Raw genomic sequence first — 2,314 nt, 5'->3', positions numbered from 1 at the left:
GGGCCGCCGGTGTACGGCGACGGGCGCGCCCTCGTCCCCCAGCACCGGCCAGCCGTCCCTTTCCCAGCGCATCGGCTGGAGGTGGACCACCCTGCCGTACGGGCCGCGCTGCTGGAAGTGCAGGAACCAGTCCTCGCCGGCCGCGGTGCGCACCCAGCCGCCCTGGTGGGGGCCGTTGACGTCGGTGTCCTTCTGCTCCAGCACGATCCGCTCCTCGTACGGCCCGAAGAACCCGCGCGAGCGGAACGCCCCCTGCCAGCCGGTCTCCACTCCCCCGGCGGGCGCGAGGATCCAGAACCAGCCGTCGTGCCGGTAGAGCTTGGGCCCTTCGAGGGTGAACCAGCCGGGGATGCGGTCGCCGTCGACGATCACCTTGCCCTCGTCGAGCAGCGAGGTGGCGTCGGGGTGCATCCGGTGGCCGGTGAGGCGGTTCTTGACGCCGGAGCGGGACTTGGCCCAGGCGTGCACGAGGTAGGCCTCGCCGGTCCCGTCGTCCCACAGCGGGCACGGGTCGATCAGTCCCCTGCCCGCCTCGACCAGGTGGGGCCGGGTCCACGGGCCCCTGATCTCGGGCGCGTTGACCTGGAAGACGCCCTGGTCCGGGTCGCCCCAGAAGATCCAGAAGCGGTCGTCGTGGTGCCGGATGGACGGTGCCCAGACCCCGCGGTCGTGCCGGGGCAGGGCGAACTCCTCCTCCGGTTCCAGGCGTTCGAGGGCGTGTCCGACGAGGGTCCAGTCGACCAGGTTCCGGGAGTGCAGCAGGGGCAGTCCGGGGGCGCGGCCGAAGCTGGAGGCGGTGAGGTAGAAGTCGTCGCCGACGCGGACCACGTCCGGGTCGGACCAGTCGGCGTTCAGCACCGGGTTGCGGTAGGTCCCGTTCACTGGGCCACCGCCTTGCGGACCAGGGCGGCCACCTCGTCGCGGGCCGGGCGGCCGTCGGCGACGACGGTGACGATCCGGCGCACGACGGTCTCGCCGGGCGCGATCGTCAGCCGCTCGGTGTGCGCCAGGGAGGAGCCCACCCCGGGGTACTCGGCGGCCCGGACGAACCAGGGGTCGCGGCGGGTGTCCTCGGTGGCCCCGGTGAACGCCAGCGTCCAGCCGTCGCCGGCCAGCGCGAGCCAGCCGGCGCGGGTGCCGTGCACCTCGGCCTCGCCCTCCCGGTCGGCGGTGAAGACCTCGGGGGGCCGGGGCTCCTTGCGGGCCCGCCAGAAGAAGCCGCCGTAGGCCGCGCCGGGCCGGCCGTTGGTGGCGGGGCTGCCCAGGGACAGCGGGCGGGGGGTGACGTTGGTGAGGGAGAAGGTGAAGTCCAGCGCCCAGGCGGCCTCGGCGAGCCCGGTGGCCGCGACCGTACGGCGCTCGCGCAGCAGCTCGGTGCCGGCGGCGGCCCAGCGCAGCTCCTCCACGAAGCCGTCCGGGTCGCACAGCTGGAAGCCGGTGTGCCGCTGGACGCCGTGGTTGTCCAGCTCGGTCGGCCCCCGGTCGCGCACGAAGGTGCGGCCGCCCCAGAAGTTGTGCCCCTCGACGTCGGGAACGGCGACACCGACGCCGAGGTGGTGCGCGTGGTCGGCGGGGCTCACCTCGGTGACCGGCGTGCCGGCCAGGGTGGTGACGGGGTGCAGATAGGGGCGCGGGGCGAGCCGGGCGGGCAGGCCGGGCCGGGTGACGTAGCGGCCGACCGGGCGGCCCGCGGCCCGCAGGACCAGGGTGTCGTGGGATGTCATCGGGTGCTCACCTCGTTCGGCAGGGCCCAGGAGGCGCCCAGTTCGGAGTAGAGGGCGAGGGTGTCCGCCGCCGCCGCGACCAGGCCCTCCACGCCGGGCACGATCCGGCGCCGCTCGTCCGGCAGCGGCCGCCAGGCGGTCCTGGGCAGGGGTGCCGGGTCGGGGGCGGTGCGGATCGCCTCGACGACCCGCATGAAGGCGCCGGTCTCGTCCGGCGGGACCAGCAGCGCGGTGCCGTGCGCCAGGTGGCCGGCCAGGTTCTCCAGCAGGTCGGTGCGGCCGTAGCCGGTCTCCTCGGGGCCGTGACCGGCGCGCTGGAGCAGCACCCGGTCCTGCTTGTACCAGAAGGTGATCCGGCCGCGGTCGCCGTGCACCAGCACATACGGCTCCCCGGGGTGCTCGGCGCACAGGGTCGCGGCGACCGTGACCGGTCCGCGCGGGGTGCGCACGCGGACGCAGGAGGTGTCGTCGGACTCGATGTCGTTGGCGCGCAGCAGCTCGGTCTCGACGCCGGTGACGTCCTCGGCGCGGGTGGTGCCGAGCAGGGCGAGACCGGTGGCGACGGCGTGTGCGAGGGGGTTGGTGAGCAC

At 75.0% G+C, this 2,314-nt stretch carries 2 protein-coding genes and 1 pseudogene; all 3 read right to left on the bottom strand.

Annotation, left to right across the window (positions count from 1 at the left end; translation table 11 throughout):
- Positions 1-882, bottom strand: an 882-nt coding sequence (locus H5J33_RS31645) for a glycoside hydrolase 43 family protein (protein WP_181798184.1), incomplete at its 3' end; no start/stop codon positions are given.
- Positions 879-1,724, bottom strand: coding sequence for a PmoA family protein (locus H5J33_RS31640; protein WP_181798183.1), 846 nt, complete (start codon positions 1,722-1,724; stop codon positions 879-881). The genes H5J33_RS31640 and H5J33_RS31645, both read right to left, overlap by 4 nt.
- Positions 1,721-2,314 (bottom strand): annotated as a pseudogene (locus H5J33_RS31635) (gfo/Idh/MocA family oxidoreductase); the annotation flags it as partial. The gene H5J33_RS31640 and the pseudogene H5J33_RS31635, both read right to left, overlap by 4 nt.

Source organism: Streptomyces sp. WELS2 (assembly GCF_013870595.1).
Taxonomy (GTDB): domain Bacteria; phylum Actinomycetota; class Actinomycetes; order Streptomycetales; family Streptomycetaceae; genus Streptomyces.
This window is presented reverse-complemented; position numbering and strand designations above follow the sequence as displayed.